Origin of the sequence: Fodinicurvata fenggangensis DSM 21160, assembly GCF_000686045.1 — a bacterium.
GTDB classification, from domain to species: Bacteria; Pseudomonadota; Alphaproteobacteria; order Kiloniellales; family DSM-21159; genus Fodinicurvata; species Fodinicurvata fenggangensis.
The window spans coordinates 497,530-516,634 of sequence record NZ_JMLV01000001.1 but is presented as its reverse complement, the minus strand read 5'-3'; the positions used below and the strand labels follow the sequence as shown (position 1 = coordinate 516,634).

Sequence of the window (19,105 nt, the reverse complement as noted above, 5' to 3'; positions counted from 1 at the left end):
GGGTCGAACTTTCATCATAACATCAAGAGGCCTCTTTTTTCATGCAGGTAACCGAGACAAGCGCCGACGGCCTGAAACGGGAATACAAGGTTGTCCTGAGCGCCGCCGATATCGAAGAAAAGGTTCAGGCACGCCTGGAACAGCTCAAAGACGAAGTGAAGCTGCCGGGATTCCGTCCGGGAAAGGTGCCCGAAAGCCTCCTGCGCAAGCGTTATGGCCAGGCCGTGATGGGCGAGGTGCTCGAGAAAGCGGTCAATGATTCCTCTCAGCAGGCCATAACGGAGCGCAACCTGCGGCCGGCCATGCAGCCGCAGATCGAGATCACCTCCTATGACGAGGGCCAGGATCTCGAATACAGCATCAAGCTGGAAGTGATGCCCGAGATCGAGCCTGCCGATTTCACGAAGATTTCGCTGGAGCGCTTGAAGGTCGATATCCCGGATAACGAGATCGACGAAGCCCTGCAGCGTCTGGCCGAGCAGCAGAAGAAGACCGAGCCCCTGAGCGAGGAGCGCCCCGCACAGTCAGGCGATGTTCTGGTCATTGACTTCAAGGGGTCGGTGAACGGTGAGAGCCTGCCCGGCATGGAGGCCGAGGACCATCATCTGGAGCTTGGAAGCAACGCCTTTGTCGGCGACTTCGAGGACCAGCTGATCGGCAAGAACAAGGGGGACGAGGCCGAGGTCAAGGTGACCTTCCCGGAGGCCTACGGCAACGAGAAGCTGGCTGGCCAGGAAGCCGTGTTCCAGGTCAAGGTCAAGGATATCCTCAACGCAACGCCGGCCGACATCGATGATGAACTGGCCAAGAGCTATGGCGCAGAGGACCTGGAAGACCTGAAGTCCAAGTTGCGTGAGCATCTGGGCGGTGAATATCAGTCTCTGTCCCGTACTCTGGTCAAGCGCCAGCTTCTGGATGAATTGGCCGATCGTCATGATTTCGAGGTGCCGGACGGCCTGGTCGATATGGAGTTCGAGGCCATCTGGAACCGACTGCAGCAGGACAAGGAAGCCGGCAACCTGGATCCAGAGGACGCCGAGAAGGACGAGGAAACGCTCAAGAGCGAATATCGGGCGATTGCCGAGCGCCGCGTTCGCCTCGGCCTGTTGCTCTCGGAAGTCGGGCGCCTGAACGAGATCGACGTGGCCCAGGAAGAGTTGCAACAGGCCCTGATCCAGGAAGCCCAGCGGTATCCGGGTCGTGAACAGGAAGTTTTCGAGCACTACCAGAAGAACCCGCAGTCCGTTGCAAACCTGCGTGGTCCGCTTCTGGAAGAGAAGGTGGTCGATCATATACTGGACCAGGCCGAGGTGGCGGAGCGCAGCGTGACGCCGGACGAGCTTCGCGAGGAGTTCGACAGTCAGGACTCGCCTGAAAAGACAGAGAAAGCCAAGGCAACGAAATCCAAGAGCGATTCATCCTCTGGCAAGAAGAGCGCATCTTCGGGAACGGCCAAGAAAGCCGCGTCCACCAAGTCGAAGTCCACGAAGAAGGATGAATCCGAAGGCGAGGGCGAAGCAGCCACCACGACCAAGAAGTCGGCCTCGACTTCGAAGAAGAGCACAGCTGCCAAATCGACAGCCTCCAAGGCGGGAACTGGGACAAGCAAGGCCGCGGGCAGCAAGGCCTCTTCTTCCAAATCCACCGCCTCCAAGGCTTCGAGCAGCAAATCCAGTTCGAGCAAGAAGACGTCATCCGAAAGCGCGTGAAGCGCTTGAAATGACCGGCGCAAAAGGGGAGGCTTGCATCGCTGTGGTGCAGCCTCCCCAATTCGTCGCACTACAGTTGGCAAGATTTTAAGCATTTGACCGGAAGGTGCTGAAGCGATGAGCGACCCTCAGGATATTTACATGAACACGCTGGTTCCCATGGTTGTCGAGCAGACAAACCGCGGGGAACGCGCCTTCGACATCTATTCCCGGCTGCTGAAAGAGCGGATCATCTTCGTGACGGGGCCGATCAATGACGCCGTGTCCACCCTGGTCTGCGCGCAGCTGCTATTCCTCGAATCCGAGAATCCGACCAAGGATATCGCGATCTACATAAATTCGCCGGGAGGTGTCGTGTCCTCGGGCCTGGCCATGTATGACACCATGCAGTACATCCGCCCGGACATTTCCACGGTCTGCGTTGGTCAGGCGGCTTCGGCCGGCTCCCTGCTCTTGACGGCGGGTGCCCCCGGGAAACGATTCGCCTTGCCGAATTCGAAGATCATGATTCATCAGCCCTCCGGCGGCTTCCAGGGGCAGGCCACGGATATCGAGATTCACGCCAAGGAGATCCTGGCGGTCCGGGCGCGCTTGAATCAGATCTATGCCGACCATACCGGGCAGCCCCTGGAAACGGTGGAACAGGCCATGGAACGCGATCGCTTCATGACCGCTGAAGAATCCAAGGATTTCGGTATCATAGACGATGTGGTCTCCAAGCGGGAAGTGCCGCAGGAAGCCGAGAACAAGAAGGCTGAGGATCAGAAGGACGACGATAGCTGATCGAGTTACAGCTCTTCACAGATTGGATTCAAGAACCACGTTAATTGTTTGGATAGACGAATAGGGCTATGCTTGGAGCAAGTATGGTGCGCCGGGTTCACTTTTTTTGACGTTGTGTGCCGGGCGCGCGTCTGTCTAACATGATTTAGCTGAAGAGAGACGCAAAACGGTTGATATGAGTAAATCCAGCGGCACAGATTCCAAGAATACCCTCTACTGCTCCTTCTGCGGGAAGAGCCAGCATGAGGTGCGCAAGCTCATTGCGGGACCGACCGTGTTCATCTGCGATGAATGCGTCGAGTTGTGCATGGACATTATCCGCGAAGAGCACAAGTCGACGCTGGTCAAGTCCCGGGATGGGGTCCCAACTCCGACGGACATATCGTCGGTGCTCGACGACTATGTGATTGGGCAGGATCACGCGAAGCGGGTTCTGTCCGTTGCGGTCCACAATCACTACAAGCGCCTGGCTCATGGCCAGAAAAGCGGTGATGTGGAACTGACAAAGTCGAACATCATGCTGATCGGCCCCACCGGTTGCGGCAAGACACTGCTGGCACAGACGCTGGCGCGCATCCTGGATGTGCCCTTTACCATGGCGGATGCCACGACCTTGACCGAAGCCGGCTATGTTGGCGAGGATGTCGAGAACATCATCCTGAAGCTGCTGCAGGCTTCGGATTACAATGTAGAACGGGCCCAGCGCGGCATCGTCTATATTGACGAAGTCGACAAGATCAGCCGCAAGTCGGACAATCCGTCCATCACCCGGGATGTCTCGGGCGAGGGCGTGCAGCAGGCCCTTCTGAAGATCATGGAAGGCACCGTTGCCTCGGTGCCGCCGCAGGGTGGCCGCAAGCACCCGCAGCAGGAATTCCTCCAGGTCGATACCACAAACATACTCTTTATTGTGGGCGGTGCCTTTGCAGGCCTGGACAAGATCATCAGTGAGCGCGGGCGCGGATCGGCCATGGGCTTTGGCGCAGACGTCAAGGCTCCGGAGGAACGCTCCACGGGCGCCATTCTGCATGATGTGGAACCGGAAGACCTGCTGAAATTCGGTCTGATCCCTGAATTTGTCGGACGCCTGCCGGTCGTCGCAACGCTTGAGGACCTGAGCGAGGATGCCCTGATCGAGATCCTGACCAAGCCGAAGAATGCCCTGGTCAAGCAGTATGAGCGCCTTTTCGACATGGAGGATGTCAGTCTTCAGTTCACCGAAGATGCGCTGAAGGGTATCGCGGACAAGGCCATCAAGCGCAAGACCGGTGCACGTGGTCTGCGCTCGATCATGGAGGGCATCCTTCTGGATCCCATGTATGACCTGCCTGGGCTTGAAGATGTCGAAGAGATCGTCATCAATCGCGAGGTGGTCGATGGACGCGGCAAGCCGCTGTACATCTATGCGGATCGCCGCGAAGATGTCGGCTCGAGTGCATAGCAGGGTGACCTGTTTTCAAGGCGGTTTTTTCAAGGCCTTGAACTAACCGGTTTTCGGCCAATCTGTGGTTCCAAGTGAGACCACCAACATGGCCGTGAAACCAGGCCGCCCGCGGCTGGTAGCACGGAGCTGAAGAGGTAAGATGCTCGAATTATCAAAAGGCAATGTCTTCCCGGTTCTGCCGCTGAGAGACATCGTTGTTTTCCCCCACATGATCGTGCCGCTCTTCGTAGGGCGCGAGAAGTCTGTGCGTGCCCTTGAGGACGTGATGAAGGACGACAAGCAGATTCTGCTTGTCACCCAGAAGAATGCCTCGCAGGACGACCCAACACCTTCGGATATCTACGCCACGGGAACCGTCGGCACCGTCCTGCAGCTGCTGAAGCTGCCCGACGGGACGGTCAAGGTGCTCGTCGAGGGTGGCCAGCGTGCCAAGATCTCGCACTTCACCGAAAATGCCGATTTCTTCGAGGCGGTTGCAGACCCCATCGAGGAAGAGGGCGAGAAGGACAAGGAATCCGAGGCCCTGTCCCGGACGGTGGTCAGTCAGTTTGAGCAGTACATCAAGCTGAACAAGAAGATCCCGCCGGAAGTGCTTGTGTCCGTGAACCAGATCGAGGAGCCCAGCAAGCTGGCGGACACCATCGCCTCGCACCTGTCCCTCAAGATCCCGGACAAGCAGGAACTACTCGAGACATCGACGGTCAGTGACCGCCTGGAAAAGGTCTATGCTTTCATGGAAAGCGAGATCGGTGTCCTGCAGGTGGAAAAGCGCATCCGCAACCGCGTGAAGCGGCAGATGGAGAAGACCCAGCGCGAGTACTACCTGAATGAGCAGATGAAGGCCATTCAGAAAGAGCTTGGCGAAGGCGAGGACGGCCGTGACGAAATGGCTGAACTCGAGGAGAAGATCCGCAAGACCAAGCTCAGCAAGGAAGCGCGCGAGAAGTGCCAGGCGGAGTTCAAGAAGCTCAAGAACATGAGCCCCATGTCCGCGGAAGCCACGGTGGTGCGCAACTATCTGGACTGGATGGTTTCGATCCCCTGGAAGAAGCCGACCCGCGCCAAGATCGATCTCGATCGGGCGCAGGAGATCCTGGACCGTGATCACTATGGCCTGGAAAAGGTCAAGGAGCGCATCCTGGAATACCTGGCCGTGCAGCAGCGCATGAAGAAGGTCAAGGGACCGATCCTTTGCCTTGTCGGTCCTCCGGGCGTCGGCAAGACCTCGCTCGGCAAGTCGGTGGCGACCTCGACTCGGCGCAATTTCGTGCGCATGAGCCTGGGCGGGGTGCGTGACGAGGCGGAAATCCGCGGTCACCGCCGCACCTACATAGGCTCCATGCCCGGCAAGATCATCCAGGGGATGAAGAAGGCGAAGTCTTCAAATCCACTGTTCTTGCTGGACGAGATCGACAAGCTGGGTGCTGACTGGAGGGGCGATCCTTCCTCGGCCCTGCTTGAGGTCCTGGATCCGGAACAGAACAATTCCTTCAACGACCACTACCTCGAGGTCGACTACGACCTGTCCGACGTCATGTTCCTGACGACGGCCAATACGCTGCGTATGCCGCAGCCGCTGCTGGACCGCATGGAAGTGATCCGGATTCCCGGTTATACCGAGGACGAGAAGGTCGAGATTGCCAGGCGCCACCTTTTGCCCAAGCAGTTCGAGGTCCATGGCATCAAGGAAGGCGAGTGGAGCGTCTCGGACGATGCCCTGCGTGACCTGATCCGCTATTACACGCGCGAAGCAGGCGTGCGGAACCTTGAGCGCGAACTGGCCGGACTGCTGAGAAAGGCGGTCAAGGAGGTCGCGATGACCGACAAGAAGGTCATTGAGGTCACGCCTGATAACCTGGGCGATTATGCCGGTGTCCGGCGCTATCGCTACGGAGAAGCTGATCAGGAGGATCAGACAGGCGTTGCCACAGGCCTGGCCTGGACGGAAGTTGGCGGCGAGCTGCTCTCCATCGAGGCTGTCACGGTGCGTGGCAAGGGCAAGGTCGTTTCCACCGGCAAGCTTGGCGACGTCATGAAGGAGTCGATCCAGGCAGCGGAATCCTATGTGAAGAGCCGTGCCGCAGAATTCGGCATCAAGCCCACGATCTTCGAGAAGAAGGACATTCACGTTCACGTGCCGGAAGGTGCGACTCCGAAGGATGGTCCTTCTGCCGGTGTGGCCATGGTGACGGCTATTGTCTCCATGCTTTCCGGGGTGCCGGTGCGCCATGACGTGGCCATGACGGGTGAGGTGACACTGCGTGGTCGTGTGTTGCCGATTGGTGGACTCAAGGAGAAGCTCCTGGCGGCCCTGCGCGGCAACATCAAGACGGTGCTGATCCCGCAGGAAAACGAGAAGGACCTGGCTGACGTTCCCGAGAACGTGAAGGAGGACCTGACCATCATTTCCTGCAGGACCGTGGATGACATCCTCGAACATGCACTCACGGGCAAACTGACACCGATCGAGTGGTCCGAGAGTGATGAGGTGGATCCGGTTGCCCACAAGGCTACGGAAGAAGGTATCGGCGACCAGCTGACCCATTGAAATCGCAGATTGTGATGCAAACTTGGATAAAATGCATCACGTCCTTTAGAATCTTCAGACAAGGGGCGCGTTCCGAAAGGGGCGCGCCCCTATTTTTAGGGCCAAAAGCGGCGGTAACTGCGGCTTTCCACATTGACGTGACGTATTGGCGCTGTTTAGAGTGCCGGACTACCTAAGCGACATTTCCTTAGGACTTCACAGATCACCGAAGGGGGGTTAAGTGAACAAAAACGATCTCGTGGCTTCTGTAGCCGACAACACGGGGCTGTCGAAAGCCGACAGTGCCAAGGCTATCGATGCCGTATTCGATTCCATTACGGCTGCTCTCAAGAAGGGGGACGAAATTCGCTTGGTCGGTTTCGGAACCTTCATGGTGGCACACCGTGCAGCATCTGAAGGACGCAACCCACGCACCGGCGAGAAGATCAAGATCGCCGCGTCCAAGCAGCCGAAGTTCAAGGCTGGCAAGGGTCTGAAAGACGCTGTTAACTGATACAGCCGTATCAGTGATTACAAAAAACCGGTTATTCTGGGCTTCCGCCTGAATAACCGGTTTTTTTCTTGAGAAATCGGTTTCGAAGCGCGAAAAAGGCCCATCCTGGCCTGCAGGTCTTCGAGGCCCCAGGGAAGGGCGGTTAGCTCAGTTGGTAGAGCGCCACGTTTACACCGTGGATGCCGGCGGTTCGAGTCCGTCACCGCCCACCATTCCAGTCCTCTATCGGACTTGGAAGCGGCCTCAGGGCCGTTGCATGCTGAAGACGGCCTCGATCACGGCATAGTCCATGTAGCCGAGTCGGGCGATCGGCTTTGCCTTCGTGATATCGACCATACCCTTGGAGTCGACCAGATCATCGGCGATATGAAGTCCGACCACTTCGCCGAAGACAACAAAGTTGTCTGTCACTTCCGAACCGGACGGTAGTTCCAGGGTTTGCAGATAGCGGCATTCCAGACTGACCGGAGAGCGTTTGACACGCGGCGGCTCGACAAGGTTGCTGGGAGACATTTCCAGGCCGGCATGCTCGGGTTCCGCTTCGCTCGAGGGCAGGGCGGCGGACGTCTGATTCATCTCCTCTCTCAAGTCCCAGGTGGCCAGATTCACCACGAACTCCCCGGTTCGCTCCGCATTCGCCTGGCTGTCCTTAACGCCGCCTTGCCGGGGCTTGCCGTTTGGGGCGAAGAAGACGATGGGGGGAGATGAGGCAACGGCATTGAAGAAGCTGTAGGGAGCCAGGTTGACGCCGCCAGAGCTGTTGAGCGTTGAAATCCAGCCGATCGGGCGGGGTGCGACCAGCGCCTTGAAGGGATCGTGAGAAAAACCGGCTTCCTTGTGTTGGCCTGCCTTGTAGAACATGAACCATCCTGTCTGTCAGAAATACCAGAAGCATCCGCCTTGGGGACGCTGTGACTCCAAGGCAAGCATAGCAGCCATCCGGGAAAAGGCGAACGCGGGCGTTGTCTCTTTGCGATTGGCAAGCTAACAGACCCACCGTTCGTCCCAGACTTTTCACGATTGTTCCATCTTCATGCTGGCACCGCTGATCTCCGTCATTGCTCCCATCCTTGTTTGCGTCGCCCTCGGCTATGTCTGGGGGCGCAAGGATTGGCCTTTCGAGAACTCGCAGATCACGGCGCTCGTTATGTATATCGGAACGCCGTGCCTGTTGATCCGAACCTTCGATCAGACTCGCCCGGACCCCGAGGCTTTTGGCGAGATCGCCCTGGCCACCGTCCTGGTGACCCTTTTGGTGGCATTCGGGGCGGCCGTTATCCTCAAGCTGGCGCGCCTGGACCTGCGGGACTACCTGCCCGCGCTGATCTTCCCCAATACGGGAAATCTTGGCCTGCCTTTCATACTCTTTGCCTTTGGAGAGGCCGGACTGGCCCTGGCGATCGTCTATTTCACGGTCAACGTGATTGGGCATTTCACGCTCGGTTTGACGGTGGCGCGGGGCAGCCTGGCCTGGCGCGAGCTGCTTCGCTTGCCGGTCATCTATGCGGTTGCTGTCGGATTGGCCCTGATTGTCTGGGATCTGCAGCTGCCCGTATGGGTTTCGAATACCGTCGATCTGTTGGGCGGAATGACCATACCCTTGATGCTGCTCACACTCGGCGTGTCCTTGTCGCGCCTGCCCTTGCAGGGCGTGAAGCGCGGCCTATCCCTTTCGGTTCTGCGCATGGGGGGCGGGCTTGCAGCGGGCTTGCTGGTCAGTCACCTGTTGGGTTTGCCGGAGCTGGAACGGAACGTTCTGGTGCTTCAGTCTTCGATGCCTGTGGCTGTTTACAGTTATCTTTTTGCCGAGCGCTTTGGGCGCAGCGCTGCCGATGTGGCCGGCATGGTCGTTTTTTCGACCGTCATGAGTTTTGTCTTCTTGCCGGCCCTGCTTTGGGCCTTGACCAATTGAAGGGGCCTGGAAGGCAAAGAGGCTGCCGGATGCTTGATCCGACAGCCTCTAGATTGGTAGCGGGGGAGGGACTTGAACCCCCGACACGTGGATTATGATTCCACTGCTCTAACCAACTGAGCTACCCCGCCGAAGGGAGACTCCCTATAGAAAATGCCCTCCCGAACGTCAAGCAAAGGAATGCTGTATGGAGGGAAAACCTTTGATTTTTTCTCTATATCGGCAGACCCTTTTCCGGAATTCGTAAATTGGGGGTTAATCTAACCGCTGTAAGGTTATATATCCTTCAGGCAGACAATGAACGACTGGCAGGTCTAATGAAATATCTTACTCTGATCCTCGGCCTCATGTTGGTGCCGGGGACGCTTCTGGCGGAAGAACTCGAAAGCAAACTGACAGCTTGCCGCATGATCGAAGACGCGACCGAGCGCTTGCAGTGCTATGACAAGATCGTGGAAGGCGAGGCAGAGTCCGGCAATATTGTGGCTACGGACGATGAAACCATCCTGAACATCGCCGGTGAGGATGATTTCGACAGCAAGGTCTTCTCCGCCGAAGAGGAATGGCACCTTCGCTGGACCAGCGAGGGCAGCATCATGACCATCGAGCTGCGGGACTTTACGGGTGAGCTGATCGGTATTGTCGGCAACCAGATCGGCCGAGGCGAAGGCCGTTCCGAAACCCTGGATCCCGGAGAGTACATGCTGGCCGTTCGCTCCATCGGGGAATGGGAAATATTTGCGATTCGTGATGAGTGAGTTGAGCGCGATTCCGGGTGTGCGGCGCAGCTTTGGCGTTGAACAATCCGGCTCAGGCGCGTTATTGGGTTTTTCATGACAATACGGACCGCAAAATTCTCGATCGGCGATATCGTCAAGCATCGCCATTATCACTTCCGCGGGGTCATCTTCGATGTTGATCCCATATTCTCGAATACGGAAGAGTGGTGGCTTTCAATACCCGAGGAGGTGCGCCCCTCAAAGGACCAGCCCTTCTATCACCTCCTGGCGGAGAACGACGAGACGACCTACACAGCCTATGTCTCGGAACAGAACCTGGAGCACGATGGAAGCGGTCGCCCAGTCTCGCACCCCGAGGTAGGCGAATTCTTTACCGAGATGGAGGAAGGGCGTTACCGCCCCAAAAGCCATCCGACACACTGACGTGTTAAAAGCGTGTAAAAACGAAAAGGCAGTCCATAAGGGCTGCCTTTTTTGTGCTGATTCTGCTGGAAAATGGTGCCGCCGGAGTGATTTGAACACTCGACCTCACCCTTACCAAGGGTGTGCTCTACCCCTGAGCTACGGCGGCATTTCCTTGTGAACGGCGATTATGCCGTTCGATGTGGCGGGGAAAATGCCACTCGGGTGCGAGGAAAACAAGGCCGTAATTTCTTTCATGCTCAGGAATTTCGCGATGGTGCTTCCGGGACCTTGCGACCGTAAATGTCATCCAGCCTGACGATATCGTCCTCACCCAAATAGGCGCCGCACTGGACCTCGATCAGGGTCAGGGGAGCATCGCTTATATTTGACAGGCGGTGAGGCGTGCCAGCCGGAATATAGAGGGACTGGTTTTCCTGAAGGACGTGCTGGCTGTCCGCCTTCAGGATGCTGGCTTCGCCACTGACCACGACCCAATGCTCGGTTCTGTGCTGATGGTATTGTAACGACAGGGTGCCGCCAGGCTTCACGATGATTCGCTTGACCTTGAAGCCACCGCCCTCTGCCAGGGTTTCATAGCTGCCCCAAGGGCGGTGACACAGGGGGTATTCCGTGGCTTCGGGATGCCCCTGCAGCTTTATGGTCTCAACCAGTTGTCCGATCTTCCCGCCTGCCTGAAATGGGGCCACAAGGACACTGTCGGCTGTGGTGACGACGAGCATGTCTTCAAGGTCGACGGCGGCGAGCAATCTGCTGTCATCACTGTGGAGCAGGCTGTTCCTGACTCCATCAGCTACAACCCGTCCTCGGATCGTATTTCCTGCACTGTCCCTGGACCCTTCCTTCCAGAGGGCCTGCCAGCTTCCCAGATCACTCCATCCTGGATCGCAGGGAACGACGCGCCCCTGTGTGGTGTGCTCCATGATCGCGTAATCAAAGGAAATGGCGGGCGCGCGCTGGAAAGCCTCTTCCCCGACCCGCAGGAAGTCGAGATCGCGTTCAGCGCCCTCCAGGCTCAGGCGGCAGGCTTCGAGCACCTCTGGTGCGTAGTGTGCAAGTTCACGCAACAGGGTATCGGCACGGGCAATGAAGAGGCCGCTGTTCCACAGATAGTTCCCGGCCTCCAGGTAGGATTCGGCAACTGCGAGGCTGGGTTTCTCGGTAAAGCCGGCCAGGTGCCAGACGCCTGCGACAGTTTCATCGGTAGGCCCCATCTTCATGTAGCCATAGCCCGGTTCCGGATGGTCGGGTGTGATGCCCAGTGTGACAAGACTGCCGGCCGCAGCAGAGGTCGCGGCCACCTGAACCGCGCGCTGAAATTCCTCTTCATCGTCGATTCGATGATCGGCAGGCAGGATGACCAGGATCCTGGCCGGATCCTGGCGATGGCAGTGCAGCGCTGCCACGGCTATGGCAGGAGCCGTGTTGCGCCCCATGGGTTCCAGGAGGATGCTGTCCGGCACGATGCCGCAGGAACGCAGCTGCTCGGCGACCAGGAAGCGATGGTCGTGACTGGCGACCAGAAGCGGCGGCAGGAACAGTTCGCTCGCCGATACGCGTCCTGCGGTCTGCTGCAGCAGGCTCAAGCTTTCATGCTGTAGTGGGAGGAGCTGCTTGGGATGAGATTCCCGAGACAACGGCCAGAGCCGGGTGCCGGAACCTCCGGACAGAATGACCGGCTGGAGTGGGAAGGGGCCTGCTTTCTCGGTCATCATCGCCTGTTCCAATTTCTCCTAGGGTCTGGCCCGCCTGGTGTCTGTTGCAGGGGTAGCCTCCAGGGGATTTTCGGGCCAGTGATGCTTGGGATAGCGCCCGCGCATCTCGGCCCGGACATGACGGTAGCCGTCCTTCCAGAAGGTCTCGAGATTCTGGGTCACCTGTAGCGGGTGTCCGGCTGGGGACAGCAGGTGCAGCGTCAAGGGCAGGCGCCCGCCGGCTATCTGTGGAGCGCGCGTTGCTCCGAACATTTCCTGCAGCTTGACCGCCAGCACCGGTCCCTCCTCGGGTTCATAGTCGATCGGACGCCAGGCTCCGCTGGGAACCGCGATCCGTTCCGGCGCCTCATCCTCCAACCGCCTGACCTGCTCCTGGTCCAGGAAACTGTGGAGTATGGCGGCGATATCAAGCTCCTGCAGTTCCTGAAGGCTGTGTAGGCCCACCAGATAGGGTGCCAACCAGTCATCCAGGTGTGCCAGCAGGATGCCATCCTCTACAGCCGGCCAGCCACCCTCCGGTTCAAGCCGGCGCATAAAGAGTATGCGTGCCTGAAGGCTGCGCGCCCGTTCCGTCCAGGGCAGGGTGCGCAGGCCCTTGTCATGGATGGCTGCAAGCAGGGCCGCCGTCATTTCCTCAGGCGTTGGCTGTTTTATCTTCTGACGGCTGAGAACCAGGGCGCCCAGGCAGCGCTCTTCGCGTGCCAGGATCTCGTTCTCCCTGCTGGACCATTCCACACGCCGTTTCTGCTCGATATCGGACTCGAAGAGCTCTTCCAGGTCTGTACGAGTCACTGCGGCAGCCAGGAAGATCCGTGAGTCACCGCTGCGCCCGTCCAGATGGGCGATGGCAAGCCAGTCCTCCTGTGCCAGGGGGTCGTCTTCGGGCAGTTCGACACCGCGCCCATTTCGCATGAGGAATCGTCCGGCCTGGCCCTTGCGTCTTTGGGCAACGCGTTCGGGATAGGCAAGCGCCACCAGGCGTCCTGCCATGGAGGGCAGGGACTGGCCTTCACCCATGCTCAGGCGCTGGCGCAGCTGTTCGCAGGTTCTGCGGCAGCTCTTTTCTGCGCCGCCGTCCGTTTCGCGACGGCCCTTGTCCCGATACGGCTCCGCCAGCAGTTCCAGGCGGTGCCGTAAATCGCTCGGAACCATTCCAGAGGGCTTGCGTCGCAGGATGTCGCGCTCGCTCAGAAGCGCGGCGAGGTCACAGGCCGTTCGTTCCGCTCTCAAGTCTCGGGCCGCGAGTATCATGTGGGCATAGCGCGGCTCCAGTCCCAGCTCCGCAATCTGTCGTCCGTGTGCCGTGATCGAGCCGTCGGGCCTGATGGCCTCCAGTTGCACAAGCAGATCCCGGGCCCGGACAAGGGCCGCCTCGGGTGGCGGGTCTATCCAGTCCAGGTCATTCGCGGCAAGACATCCCCAGGCAGCCATTTCCAGGACAAGTCCAGTCAGATCGGCTGTCTTGATCTCCGGTGGGTCGAAGTCAACGCGCACGCGATCCTGTCCTTCGGGCCAGAGCCGATAGCAGGTCCCTGGCTCCAGGCGACCGGCACGGCCCCTGCGCTGTTCGGCGGAGGCACGCGAGATGGGTTGTGTTTCCAGTCGTGTCATACCGGTGGCAGGGTCGAAGGTCGGCCTGCGGGCCAGTCCGCTGTCCACCACTGTGGAAATGCCCTCGATGGTCAGGCTGCTTTCGGCGATGTTGGTTGCAAGCACCACCTTGCGCTGCCCCGGCGTGCTTGGCGCAAGGGCGGCCTTCTGTTGTGCGAATGGCAAGCTGCCGAAAAGGGGGTGCAGCTGCACGGATGCATGAGACTCCAGTCGTTCCCCAAGCAGGGCCAGCGTTCTCCGGATTTCCGCTTCACCAGGCAGGAAGGCCAGGATGCTGCCCTTGGTCTCCTGCAGAGCCTGCGCCACGGCTTGCGCCACAGCGCTGCAGATCTCCTGGCGCGTACGCATCTTCACGGGAAGGTATTGCGTGGACACGGGGTAGCCAGTGCCGGCCGTCTCGACCAGTGGCGGCTGTCCAAGCGCTGCTTGCAAGGCTTGTGTTTCCAGCGTGGCCGACATAATCAGCAGTTTCAGATCCGGACGCAGTGCCGTACTCAGGTCCCGGCAGAGCGCCAGGCCAAGATCGGCCTGGAGGTTGCGTTCATGGAACTCGTCGAAGATGACGAGCCCGATGCCCTCAAGTCCGGGATCCTTCTGCAGCCTGCGAACCAGGATGCCTTCTGTGACCACTTCCAGGCGCGTTTCCTTGGAAACCTTCCGTTCCAGACGCGTACTATACCCCACGGTCTGTCCGACGGATTCCCCCAGCAGGTCGGCCATGCGCAGCGCGGCCGCACGGGCCGCCAGGCGGCGGGGCTCCAGCATCAGGATCGATTGCCCCTTCAGCCATGATGCAGTTTGCAGGACATGCAGCGGCGCTATGGTTGATTTGCCGGCGCCGGGGGCTGCCTTCAGGAGCACGGTCGGGGCGGCCGCTAGAGCTTCACTCAGTTCGGGCAGGATGTCGTGAATCGGAAGGGACGGGCTTTCGAAGGCGGTTACGGTCATTCGGGGAGTGGCAATCCTGTGACGGTGCCTGCCTTATCCAAAAGAGATGAAGCGGGTCATGTACCCGTGCTTGTTCTGTGCGGCTCAGTCGTTAACATGCCATAAAATGCCAACAGTGGCTGGTCACAAAATGGGATGCTCTGGTCCATGAAACGATTTCTGCTCTCGGCAGCGGCATCGCTTGCGATGCTGCTTGCGACCACGACTGCCGCTCTCAGCCAAGAGCCAATCCGTCTTGGAGACCTGAACAGCTATACGGGATATGCCGCCTTTACGCATCCCTATCGGGATGGCTGGCAGATGGCTCTGGAGGAGGTCAACGAGGATGGCGGTGTACTCGGGCGCCAGTTGCGCGTGATCAGTCGCGATGATGGGGCCAGTCCCGCAGACGCCATAACAGTGGCCAATGAACTGGTCAGCAGGGAAGAGGCCGACTTTCTGTTCGGGACCCTGCTCAGCCACGTTGGCCTGGCTGTTTCGGATTTCGCGCGACAGAAGGAAGTCCTGTTCCTGGCAGCAGAGCCACTGACGGACAATCTGGTCTGGGACGGGGGACATGACTATACCTTCAGGCTGCGGCCCGGAACCTATGTTCAGGCGGCCATGTTGGCCGAGGAAGCCGCCAAACTGGATGCCAAGCGCTGGGCAACCGTAGCACCCAACTACGAATACGGCCGCTCCGCGGTGGAGGCTTTCAAGAGCCGGCTGGAAGAATTGGATCCCGAAGTCGAATTCGTCGCCGAGCAGTGGCCGCCTCAGGCACAGATCGATGCCGGCTCGGTTGTCCAGGCCCTGGAGGAAGCCAAGCCCGATGCCATTTTCAACGTGACCTTTGGCGGTGACCTGGCGCGCTTCGTGCGCGAGGGTGAGGTCCGCGGCCTGTTCGAGGGCCGCGAGGTCGTCTCCATGCTCTCCGGCGAGCCGGAATGGATCGATCCCCTGGGCGAAGATGCGCCCGAAGGCTGGATCGTCACCGGCTATCCCTGGTACGCAATCGACACTCCTGAACACAATGCCTTCCTGGAGGCTTATCAGGAACGTTTCGACGACTATCCACGTCTCGGTTCGGTTGTCGGCTATGTGGCCCTGCATTCGCTGGCCAAGGCCATCGAGACGGCGGGCACCGTCGAGACCGAGGCTGTCATCAAGGCCATGCGCGGTATGGAGATTGAGACGCCGCTTGGGCCGATCACCTATCGCGGAATTGACCAGCAAAGCGACATGGGAACCTTTGTCGGCCGCCTGACCGTGCAGGATGGCAAGCCCCGCATGGTCGACTGGCGTTACGGTTCGGGTGCGGATTACCTGCCGTCCGACGAGACGGTCCGCGAATTGCGCGGCGAAGAGGACTGAGCTTTCCTGCTAGAGACTGTGGTCTGGCGCCTTCAGCGCAACCTTCATCGCGGAGCGGAAAGCCTGGAGAGGTATGGACAGTCTGATCATCCAGTTGCTGACCGGTTTGGCCAGTGCATCCTCGCTTTTCCTCGTGGCCAGCGGCCTGACAATCATTTTCGGGGTCACCCGTGTCGTGAACTTCGCGCACGGAAGTCTTTACATGCTGGGGGCCTATATCGCCGTCAGCCTGGTTGCCCTCTGGGGCGGCCAGGCAGGAGGGTTCTGGCTGGCCGTGCTGGTTGCCGTGCTGGCTGTCGGCCTGATCGGCGGTCTTCTGGAGATCACGATCCTGCGAAGACTCTATCGCTCGCCCGAGCTCTTCCAGTTGCTGGCAACCTTTGGCGTGGTCCTGATCGTGCAGGACGTGACACTGGCCATCTGGGGGCCGCAGGATCGTTTCGGCGTGCGACCTCCGGGACTGGACGGCGCCTATTTGCTTCTGGGACATCGGTTTCCGGTTTATGACCTGTTCCTGATACTCCTGGCGCCACTTGTCCTGCTTGTCCTGTGGACCCTGTTCAATCGAACCCGTTGGGGCGCCCTGGTGCGCGCCGCCACCGAGGATCCGGAAATGCTGGCCTCGCTGGGCGTAAACCAGCGCTGGATCCTGACAGCGGTCTTTGCGCTTGGTTCCCTGCTTGCCGGTCTGGGCGGGGCCCTGGAGTTGCCCAAAGGCAGTGCCAATCTGTCCATGGACATGCAGATCATCGCTTCGGTCTTCGTGGTCGTGGTCGTCGGCGGAATGGGGTCGATACTTGGCGCCTACCTGGCCGCTGTCCTGGTGTCGTTGATCCGGACACTGGCTGTTGCGAACGCCGAACTGTCCGTTCTGGGCATCACCATGTGGCAGCTCGAACTGGTGTCGATCTTCATTGTCATGGCCGTCGTTTTGGTGGTGCGTCCCTGGGGATTGCTGGGCCGTCCGGAGCGCCTGCACAAGGGTGGCTTGCCGGTGGAGGCCACGGTCTTGCGAAGGCCGGGCCTTTGGCTGAAAGCGGTCATGGCTCTTGGTATTCTGATTCTCTGCCTGCTTCCGATCCTGGGGGCGGGGAACTACAGTCTCTACCTGTTCACGGAAATGGCTGTCTTCGCCCTCTTTGCGGCGTCCCTGCAGTTTCTCATGGGCCTGGGCGGGGTGATTTCCTTCGGACATGCCGCCTACTTCGGCTTGGGCGCCTATGGGGCCGCCCTGGCCTTCAAGGCGCTTGCCCTTCCCATGGAGCTCGCCTTGCTGGCGGCCCCCTTCCTGGCCGCCGCGGGCGCCCTGTTCTTCGGATGGTTCTGCGTGCGCCTGTCGGGCGTCTACCTGGCCATGCTGACCCTGGCCTTTGCCCAGATTACCTGGTCCATTGCCTTCCAGTGGGAGGGGCTGACTGGCGGCGACAACGGCTTGCTGGGCGTCTGGCCGTCGGAATGGGCCGCGGACAGTGCCAGCTTCTATTATCTGGTCCTTGCCATCTGTCTGGCCTGCCTGTTCCTCTTGCGGCGTTTTGCCTATGCGCCCTTCGGCTACGCACTCAGGGCCGGCCGCGATTCGCCCCTGGGTGCCGAGGCCATCGGCATCGATGTCCGGTTGCAGCGTTGGCTTGCCTTTACGCTCGCCGGTGTCTTCGCCGGAGTGGCCGGAGGGTTGTTCGTATTCATGAAAGGCAGCATCTCGCCCGATGCCATGGCCATTCCCCAATCCGTCGATGCCCTGGCCATGGTCCTGCTTGGGGGCGTTCAGTCCCTGACGGGACCGATCCTGGGCGCTGCCATCTTCACCGGCCTGAAGGCCGAGCTGGTCAGCCTGACCAATTACTGGCGTCTGTTGCTGGGGCTTCTGATCGTGGGGCTGTGCATTCTTTTCCCCCGTGGACTGGCCGGAGCAGGGCGTGAGATGGCAGCCTGGCTGCCGGGACGGCGGCCATGAACCCGGTCCTGGAGGTCAAGGGGCTGAACAAGGCCTACGGGGGTGTCCATGCCGTGCAGGATGTCTCCTTTAACGTGAGCCAGGGGGAACTTCGCGCCCTCATCGGCCCCAACGGCGCCGGAAAGACCACCTGTTTCAACCTGCTCAATGGCCAACTACAGGCGGATTCGGGTCAGGTGTTCTTCCAGGGGCGGGAGATTACCGGCCTGCCGCCCCGCAAGGTCTGGCGCCTGGGGCTTGGCCGCACCTTCCAGATTGCCGCACCTTTTGCCTCCATGCGTGTCGTGGAGAATCTGCAGATGGCCCTCATTTCCCATCATGGGCGCCTGCGGCAGCTTTGGCCGCGCGCAGACCGGCTCTATCGGGACCAGGCCCTGTCCCTGCTGACGCAGCTTGGTCTGGAGGAAGTGGCCGAGTGCACCTGCGGCACGCTGGCCTATGGCGATCTCAAGCGGCTGGAGCTGGCCGTGGCCCTGGCCCATGATCCTGTCCTGCTGCTGATGGACGAGCCGACCGCCGGCATGGCGCCCGAGGAGCGGGAAGGACTAATGGAACAGGTCGTCCGGCTTGTCCGGGAGAGGGGCATGTCGGTCCTCTTCACGGAACACGACATGTCGGTCGTCTTCGGCAATGCAGACCGTATCCTGGTCCTGGACCAGGGGCAAGTCCTGGCGGATGGGACCGCCCGGCAGGTCCAGGACCACTCCGCGGTTCAACAGGTCTATCTGGGCAGCCTTGAGGTGCCTATAGACCCGGACGGGCAGGAGGAGTCATGACAAGCCTGCTCGAAGTTCAGGGATTGAAGGCCTGGTACGGCCGCGCACAGGTGCTCTTCGATGTCGCTCTTGAGGTGAAGACAGGCGAGGTTGTTGCCCTGCTTGGCCCCAATGGCAGCGGCAAGAGCACCACCTTGAAGGCGATCATGGGACTGGTCACGCGGTCCGCAGAACGCATGCAATTCGATGGGCAGGAAATCGCCGGACTGGCCGAGTACCAGATCGCACGCCAGGGAATTGGGTATGTGCCTGAGGACCGGCGCGTCTTCCAGGGCCTGACGGTTCGCGAGAACCTCTCCGTGGCGCAGCGTCCGCCACAGAACGACAGGGTGGCCTGGTCCCTGGATGGGCTCTTCAGCCTGTTCCCCAAACTGGAGCAGCTCTATGAGCGGCGGGCAGGGGAGATGTCCGGGGGGGAGCAGCAGATGCTGACCATCGCACGAACCTTGATGGGGAATCCGCGTCTGCTTCTGCTCGACGAACCTTCGGAGGGGCTGGCTCCCGTTGTCGTGCAGCAAATGAGACAGGCGATCCTGTCTTTGAAGCAGGAAGGTTTGACGGTCCTCTTGTCCGAACAGAATCCGGCCTTTGCCGAAGGACTGATTGACCGGAGCTATCGCATGGACCGGGGACGGGCGCTCGCAGCCGGTAAGTCGGCTGTTTGACTTGACGGCAGACCCCTTCCTGTTAACCCTC

General features: G+C 59.8%; 15 protein-coding genes and 3 tRNA genes. 13 read left to right on the top strand and 5 right to left on the bottom strand.

The window, feature by feature from the left end; genetic code table 11:
- Positions 1–41: 41 nt before the first annotated feature.
- The 6 genes from tig to BP38_RS0102430 all read left to right on the top strand — a co-directional run bounded on the left by tig (position 42) and on the right by BP38_RS0102430 (position 7,189).
- The gene (gene tig, locus BP38_RS18615) at positions 42–1,709 is read left to right on the top strand and encodes a trigger factor (protein WP_081816402.1); all 1,668 of its coding nucleotides are present in this window, start codon (positions 42–44) and stop codon (positions 1,707–1,709) included.
- A 117-nt stretch (positions 1,710–1,826) separates the two neighbouring features.
- On the top strand, positions 1,827–2,492 hold the full coding sequence (clpP, locus tag BP38_RS0102450; RefSeq protein WP_026986427.1) for an ATP-dependent Clp endopeptidase proteolytic subunit ClpP: 666 nt from the start codon (positions 1,827–1,829) through the stop codon (positions 2,490–2,492).
- A 175-nt stretch (positions 2,493–2,667) separates the two neighbouring features.
- Entirely contained in the window at positions 2,668–3,933 is a 1,266-nt protein-coding gene (clpX, locus tag BP38_RS0102445) for an ATP-dependent Clp protease ATP-binding subunit ClpX (protein WP_026986426.1), read from the top strand.
- A 142-nt stretch (positions 3,934–4,075) separates the two neighbouring features.
- Complete coding sequence (gene lon, locus BP38_RS0102440) at positions 4,076–6,484, top strand: endopeptidase La (RefSeq protein WP_026986425.1); 2,409 nt, start codon at positions 4,076–4,078, stop codon at positions 6,482–6,484.
- 220 nt (positions 6,485–6,704) lie between these two features.
- Positions 6,705–6,977: an HU family DNA-binding protein gene (locus tag BP38_RS0102435; RefSeq protein WP_022727140.1), complete on the top strand. Its 273-nt coding sequence runs from the start codon at positions 6,705–6,707 to the stop codon at positions 6,975–6,977.
- A gap of 136 nt (positions 6,978–7,113) precedes the next feature.
- Positions 7,114–7,189: transfer RNA gene (locus BP38_RS0102430), tRNA-Val, on the top strand.
- Positions 7,190–7,220: 31 nt separating this feature from the next.
- Here the strand turns inward: BP38_RS0102430 and BP38_RS0102425 are convergent.
- Positions 7,221–7,838, bottom strand: a complete 618-nt coding sequence (locus tag BP38_RS0102425; RefSeq protein ID WP_026986424.1) for a flavin reductase family protein — start codon at positions 7,836–7,838, stop codon at positions 7,221–7,223.
- Positions 7,839–8,010: 172 nt separating this feature from the next.
- On the opposite strand from BP38_RS0102425, the gene BP38_RS0102420 reads away from it, so the two are divergent.
- Positions 8,011–8,889: an AEC family transporter gene (locus BP38_RS0102420; protein WP_026986423.1), complete on the top strand. Its 879-nt coding sequence runs from the start codon at positions 8,011–8,013 to the stop codon at positions 8,887–8,889.
- A 54-nt stretch (positions 8,890–8,943) separates the two neighbouring features.
- Here the strand turns inward: BP38_RS0102420 and BP38_RS0102415 are convergent.
- A tRNA-Met gene (locus tag BP38_RS0102415) sits at positions 8,944–9,020 on the bottom strand.
- A 186-nt stretch (positions 9,021–9,206) separates the two neighbouring features.
- On the opposite strand from BP38_RS0102415, the gene BP38_RS0102410 reads away from it, so the two are divergent.
- Positions 9,207–9,647, top strand: a complete 441-nt coding sequence (locus tag BP38_RS0102410; protein WP_026986422.1) for a hypothetical protein — start codon at positions 9,207–9,209, stop codon at positions 9,645–9,647.
- Between the two features lie 75 nt (positions 9,648–9,722).
- On the top strand, positions 9,723–10,052 hold the full coding sequence (gene hspQ / locus BP38_RS0102405) for a heat shock protein HspQ (protein ID WP_026986421.1): 330 nt from the start codon (positions 9,723–9,725) through the stop codon (positions 10,050–10,052).
- A 73-nt stretch (positions 10,053–10,125) separates the two neighbouring features.
- Here hspQ and BP38_RS0102400 read toward each other — a convergent pair.
- The 3 genes from BP38_RS0102400 to hrpB form a co-directional block, all read right to left on the bottom strand.
- Positions 10,126–10,200, bottom strand: a tRNA-Thr gene (locus BP38_RS0102400).
- Positions 10,201–10,291: 91 nt separating this feature from the next.
- Positions 10,292–11,767, bottom strand: a complete 1,476-nt coding sequence (locus BP38_RS0102395; RefSeq protein WP_245602296.1) for a mannose-1-phosphate guanylyltransferase/mannose-6-phosphate isomerase — start codon at positions 11,765–11,767, stop codon at positions 10,292–10,294.
- 18 nt (positions 11,768–11,785) lie between these two features.
- Complete coding sequence (gene hrpB, locus BP38_RS0102390) at positions 11,786–14,326, bottom strand: ATP-dependent helicase HrpB (RefSeq protein WP_026986419.1); 2,541 nt, start codon at positions 14,324–14,326, stop codon at positions 11,786–11,788.
- Positions 14,327–14,473: 147 nt separating this feature from the next.
- On the opposite strand from hrpB, the gene BP38_RS0102385 reads away from it, so the two are divergent.
- From BP38_RS0102385 to BP38_RS18610, 4 genes are all read left to right on the top strand, one after another.
- Entirely contained in the window at positions 14,474–15,679 is a 1,206-nt protein-coding gene (locus BP38_RS0102385) for an ABC transporter substrate-binding protein (RefSeq protein WP_026986418.1), read from the top strand.
- Positions 15,680–15,752: 73 nt separating this feature from the next.
- Positions 15,753–17,633 carry an ABC transporter permease gene (locus BP38_RS0102380; protein ID WP_026986417.1) on the top strand — a complete coding sequence of 627 codons (1,881 nt, stop codon included), beginning with the start codon at positions 15,753–15,755 and terminating at the stop codon, positions 17,631–17,633.
- Positions 17,630–18,409, top strand: a complete 780-nt coding sequence (locus BP38_RS0102375; protein WP_026986416.1) for an ABC transporter ATP-binding protein — start codon at positions 17,630–17,632, stop codon at positions 18,407–18,409. The genes BP38_RS0102380 and BP38_RS0102375 overlap by 4 nt, the downstream gene beginning before the upstream one ends.
- Positions 18,406–19,074 carry an ABC transporter ATP-binding protein gene (locus BP38_RS18610; protein WP_051608875.1) on the top strand — a complete coding sequence of 223 codons (669 nt, stop codon included), beginning with the start codon at positions 18,406–18,408 and terminating at the stop codon, positions 19,072–19,074. Before BP38_RS0102375 ends, BP38_RS18610 begins: the two co-directional genes overlap by 4 nt.
- The last annotated feature ends 31 nt before the right edge of the window (positions 19,075–19,105 follow it).

What these genes read in the sequence shown, in the direction of transcription:
- tig (WP_081816402.1), top strand. Translation starts at nt 42, where the DNA reads ATGCAGGTAACCGAGACAAGCGCCGACGGCCTGAAACGGGAATACAAG.
- clpP (WP_026986427.1), top strand. Translation starts at nt 1,827, where the DNA reads ATGAGCGACCCTCAGGATATTTACATGAACACGCTGGTTCCCATGGTT.
- clpX (WP_026986426.1), top strand. Translation starts at nt 2,668, where the DNA reads ATGAGTAAATCCAGCGGCACAGATTCCAAGAATACCCTCTACTGCTCC.
- lon (WP_026986425.1), top strand. Translation starts at nt 4,076, where the DNA reads ATGCTCGAATTATCAAAAGGCAATGTCTTCCCGGTTCTGCCGCTGAGA.
- BP38_RS0102425 (WP_026986424.1), bottom strand. Translation starts at nt 7,838, where the DNA reads ATGTTCTACAAGGCAGGCCAACACAAGGAAGCCGGTTTTTCTCACGAT.
- BP38_RS0102420 (WP_026986423.1), top strand. Translation starts at nt 8,011, where the DNA reads ATGCTGGCACCGCTGATCTCCGTCATTGCTCCCATCCTTGTTTGCGTC.
- BP38_RS0102410 (WP_026986422.1), top strand. Translation starts at nt 9,207, where the DNA reads ATGAAATATCTTACTCTGATCCTCGGCCTCATGTTGGTGCCGGGGACG.
- hspQ (WP_026986421.1), top strand. Translation starts at nt 9,723, where the DNA reads ATGACAATACGGACCGCAAAATTCTCGATCGGCGATATCGTCAAGCAT.
- BP38_RS0102395 (WP_245602296.1), bottom strand. Translation starts at nt 11,767, where the DNA reads ATGATGACCGAGAAAGCAGGCCCCTTCCCACTCCAGCCGGTCATTCTG.
- hrpB (WP_026986419.1), bottom strand. Translation starts at nt 14,326, where the DNA reads ATGACCGTAACCGCCTTCGAAAGCCCGTCCCTTCCGATTCACGACATC.
- BP38_RS0102385 (WP_026986418.1), top strand. Translation starts at nt 14,474, where the DNA reads ATGAAACGATTTCTGCTCTCGGCAGCGGCATCGCTTGCGATGCTGCTT.
- BP38_RS0102380 (WP_026986417.1), top strand. Translation starts at nt 15,753, where the DNA reads ATGGACAGTCTGATCATCCAGTTGCTGACCGGTTTGGCCAGTGCATCC.
- BP38_RS0102375 (WP_026986416.1), top strand. Translation starts at nt 17,630, where the DNA reads ATGAACCCGGTCCTGGAGGTCAAGGGGCTGAACAAGGCCTACGGGGGT.
- BP38_RS18610 (WP_051608875.1), top strand. Translation starts at nt 18,406, where the DNA reads ATGACAAGCCTGCTCGAAGTTCAGGGATTGAAGGCCTGGTACGGCCGC.